The organism is Nostoc cf. edaphicum LEGE 07299 (genome assembly GCF_015207245.1).
Taxonomy (GTDB): domain Bacteria; phylum Cyanobacteriota; class Cyanobacteriia; order Cyanobacteriales; family Nostocaceae; genus Nostoc; species Nostoc edaphicum_B.
In genome coordinates, this window is sequence record NZ_JADEXF010000521.1 from 1 (window position 1) to 4,131 (window position 4,131).

Sequence of the window (4,131 nt, forward strand, 5' to 3'; positions counted from 1 at the left end):
ACCCCTAACCCCCTCCCCGCAAGCAAGGAGCGGGCTATGATGTACCTCATGTGATAAGGAAACGCTATATCATGTCCGCTTGATTACTTATAAAATTTAAAGAACCCCAAAGACACAAAGCGTAGCTTTGTTTTCGCTACCCAGTCTTTGGCTATTCATAACTCACATTTTTCTTAACAATCTTGAAACGCTTGTTTGATAAGTATCTTGAACACTGAAGTTTCACACTTGACAATTTAGCTATTAGTATTGTCGCTAAAATCAGGTTTTTATTGAGAATAAATAAGGTTTAGCAAAAAAGCGATCGCTCTATGAGGCAGGGTGTAGTCCATCGCAGTACCAAAGAATTCACAAACAAAAGGAGAACCTATGACTGATAAAAAGGTCGTGCTAGTAACAGGAGCATCATCTGGATTTGGGCAGTTAACTGCTCAAAAGCTTGCTCAAGAAGGTTACTGGGTTTTTGGTACTAGTCGCAAGGAACATCAAACTTTACAAGATGTGGAAATGTTGACACTTGATGTTACCTCTGAGTCTTCAGTACAATCCTGTATTAAACAGTTGCTCGCACGGACTAATCGCATTGATTTACTGATTAACAATGCTGGACAAATTCATACCAGCATGATTGAAGAAACTTCTTTAGAACAAGCCAAGCAGGTTTTTGAAACAAACTTTTGGGGTGTTGTCCGGGTTAGCAATGCCGTTTTGCCAGTTATGAGACAGCAGCGTAGTGGGCATATTATTAATATCAGTTCACTAGCAGGATTGATTGGCGCCCCAGGCCAAGGTTTTTACAGTGCAAGTAAGTTTGCACTCGAAGGTTATAGCGAAGCATTGAGCGTGGAACTAGACCCCTTCAATATTAAAGTGTCTTTAATTGAGCCTGGTTACTTTAAGACCAACTTCAACCACGCCATGTTATCACCGACATTGAATTACGCTGATTACGACAATGTACGCGATGTGATTCGCTCAACTGTTAGTCAAGCAATTGCACAAGGCGACGATCCTAAAAAAGTTGCACAGACGATTCTATCTGCTGCTCGTAGTCGGTTGCCACGATTACGGTATCGTGTTGGCAATGAGGCACAATGGTTGCCTCGCTTAAAAGCAATATTGCCAGATAACTTATTTCGATTTGGTGCGCGCAAGCGGTTGAATTTACCATAAATCACAGCCAAATCTTCTACAACGCCCGATATTACACGCTCAAGGAAGGCGCTAGAGCTAAAGTTTTCGTCAAATCAGTCAGGAGAACGCGATCGCAGAGGTTAAACAATTCTGCCTCAGTAGAAGTGTGTCGCATCAACCGTAAAAAATGACCTTCAGTGTCAACACTCAGAGCAATGTAGTTGAGGAACATTTTTAGGTAGCCTACGCGCGATCGCTCTGGCATAGTTGCTGCTGTGGGGGTTTGCCATAAACGATCGATATAGTTGCGTACTTCTGCTAAAGGAACGGGCGCGATCGGCTCGAAGCGCAAAGCTTGCCGAATTTGATTAAAAATCCAAGGATTCCCGATCGCCCAACGTCCTACCATCACACCCGCCGCGCCCGTTTGAGAAAGCACTTCAACAGCAGTTGTCGCCGAGTTGATATTGCCATTGGCAAGCACTGGACAATGAACTCGTCTAACTGCTTCAGCGATCAAATCATATTTCACTGCCCCGTGGTACATATCTTTTACCGTGCGACCATGCAAACTCAGCAAATCAATGTTGTGGCGATTGATTATATCTAGAATTTTATAAAAATTATCTGTATTTTCAAAACCTACACGCATTTTGACGGTCAAAGGTCGATTGTTGACTGCTTGCCGCAATTCTCCCAAAATCCGATCCACTTTTTCTGGTAAGAGCAGCAATCCACCTCCAACATTTTTGCGATAGATTCTGGGTGCTGGACAGCCCATATTCAAGTCAACTCCAGCGATATTATAGTTGCAGAGTTCCTTTGCTGTTCTTACTAAGTCTGGAATGCTTTCGCCAATCATTTGAGCAAAAACGGGGCGACCTGTGTCGTTTTCGGTGATTGCTGCCAGAATGCTACGATTGAGCCGTGAGGTATCATTGACGCGGAAATATTCGGTGAAAAAGTAGTCAGGACTGCCGTAGTGAGCGATGACCTTCATAAACCAGAGGTTGGTCACATCCTGCATGGGCGCAAGAGCGGTGAGGGGTAAGTGTGGATAAAACGATTGGGGGAGCGATACCTGGGGCATAAAAATGAAGAGCGATCGACAAAGCTCACTGTTAAGTTATGAATAGCTAGACCTAAATCAATTAAAGTTTGTAGTGTTCGCATAGCGTCTCGTAGAGAGGACTATAGTCTTAATTATCGTTGCTTTGAGCGATGAATCGCTCACTACAAACACAACTATTGCAAAAACGAGAACTGTCAGAATTTTGTGGACGTAGGCAATCAATATTGGTACAGTAGCTCATACTATATGAGTTCTATTTGTTGCAATTACTATATATAAAGTATTCCCATTAGAAAAGCACTCTTACTAGTAGAAAAGACAGCGATACCTACGGCGGGCTACGCCTACGCACTTTGCAAGTTTTGGCATAGTAGCAGTGTACTGCCTGTTGCAAGCGATCGCTGCTTTGGTGCAACTTTGACTCTTTGAATTTTTTGTCAGATATAAGGGTGATATAACCGAATACAAGTGTCAAAAGCTACTTAATCCAACGTTGAGTTGCCTCTGCAATGCGTTCCCCAAAGCGTTATTCTCTGTTATTCTTCTAAAAGAAAATTCTTTTGCTCCAAGTCTTTCTCCTATTTATATTAACCAGGTATGTGTCTCAATGATGTAGTGATTGACCGTGCCAGCCTCAATGATGTTACTGAAATCGTCAAGTTGGCCCAAGCTAATGACGCAGAACATGGTGGCATGTTGTTAGGTTATCTTGAGCCAGAGGCTGTGATGATGACTATCTCTCAAATGCCGAGCGTTGTAGCCCGTAAAGATGGTCAAGTTGTAGGATTCTTACTCAGTTGGTCAAAGACAACTGCTAATTTACCAATTATAAAAGTGATGTTACAAGCCTATCCTGGTACAAAAGATGCTTACTTGTATGGCCCCATTTGTGTTGATGAAAATATGCGTGGGCAAGGTATTGCTACGGTAATGTTTGCTAAGTTGAAAGATTTTCTACCAAACCGGGAAGGAATACTGTTCATCAAGGCAAACAACAAAGCATCACTTCAAGCACATCAAAAGATGGGTATGTGCAAGATGGCAGAGTTCATCTATGAAGGCATGGAATTTTTGATATTTGCGTATAATAGCTAACTACTTGATAGGTTCTCTTTGAGTTTAAACTGAGTGGCTAATCTGAATCATTGAAGTTATTTACTACTTGCTTAGTCTGGAAAATGACACAAGAGGGTTATTAGCCAACAGCCAATAAATTTATTTCATGAGGGAAAATGGGGCTTGATGGTGTAAATTATTTGTCCATAAGTCTGTAATCTGCTCTTGTTGGAATCCGAACCTCTATGAATTTACTCAAAGTATCAATTTTGACATTATTTATCACTACATTTTCATTTGTTCAACAAAGCCGTGCTGATACCAGTGCGCCACCCATTAAGAAACAGGTTCAGGAAGTAGCACAGTGGTTCACTGGTTTTTTTAATAATGCTCAACAAGTTGCTAATAGCCCCTCTGTGCCATTAATTACTATATCAAGTTGTAATGTGCAACTGGATGGTACTAATCCTCTGGCTGAAACACAGAACGTTTATCTAGAACAAGAAAGCTCAGGTTTTGAGCGGCTACGCCTTTATTCTTTTAATCAAAGAAATTCGGCTGTGAATCTAAGTATTAGCAGCTTTTTAAATGAAAATACTGTACGCGGGTTATGCAATCATTTTCAGTCTAGGCGACAGCTTAGTATTAACAATGTTGAGACGAACACCTGTAATCTGCAATTATTTTGGGAGCAGAACAGCTACATTGGGAATAACGCTCCCAATGGCTGTATAACAAATAATGGCTTCAAAGTAGTTTCTGATATAACTATTGAGCAAAGTAGCATCGACTCCTTAGACAAAATTTTTGACAAGAAAGGCAATTTAGTTGTGGCCACACCCATTGAATTCCGTCGAGTTAATTCTGTT

General features: G+C 41.3%; 5 protein-coding genes. 3 read left to right on the forward strand and 2 right to left on the reverse strand.

Annotated elements, in window-relative coordinates; genetic code table 11:
- The first annotated feature begins 369 nt into the window (after positions 1-369).
- Positions 370-1,173, forward strand: a complete 804-nt coding sequence (locus IQ229_RS15995) for an oxidoreductase (RefSeq protein ID WP_194045304.1) — start codon at positions 370-372, stop codon at positions 1,171-1,173.
- A 31-nt stretch (positions 1,174-1,204) separates the two neighbouring features.
- Here the strand turns inward: IQ229_RS15995 and IQ229_RS16000 are convergent, their stop codons facing one another.
- Positions 1,205-2,224: a tRNA-dihydrouridine synthase family protein gene (locus IQ229_RS16000; RefSeq protein ID WP_194045306.1), complete on the reverse strand. Its 1,020-nt coding sequence runs from the start codon at positions 2,222-2,224 to the stop codon at positions 1,205-1,207.
- A 109-nt stretch (positions 2,225-2,333) separates the two neighbouring features.
- Complete coding sequence (locus IQ229_RS24890; RefSeq protein ID WP_409339939.1) at positions 2,334-2,447, reverse strand: 4-Cys prefix domain-containing protein; 114 nt, start codon at positions 2,445-2,447, stop codon at positions 2,334-2,336.
- Positions 2,448-2,803: 356 nt separating this feature from the next.
- Between IQ229_RS24890 and IQ229_RS16005 the strand changes: the two genes are divergently transcribed.
- The gene (locus IQ229_RS16005) at positions 2,804-3,301 is read left to right on the forward strand and encodes a GNAT family N-acetyltransferase (RefSeq protein WP_194045308.1); all 498 of its coding nucleotides are present in this window, start codon (positions 2,804-2,806) and stop codon (positions 3,299-3,301) included.
- Positions 3,302-3,507: 206 nt separating this feature from the next.
- Positions 3,508-4,131 (forward strand): chromophore lyase CpcT/CpeT (locus IQ229_RS16010; RefSeq protein WP_194045309.1); only part of this gene is annotated, 624 nt, incomplete at its 3' end.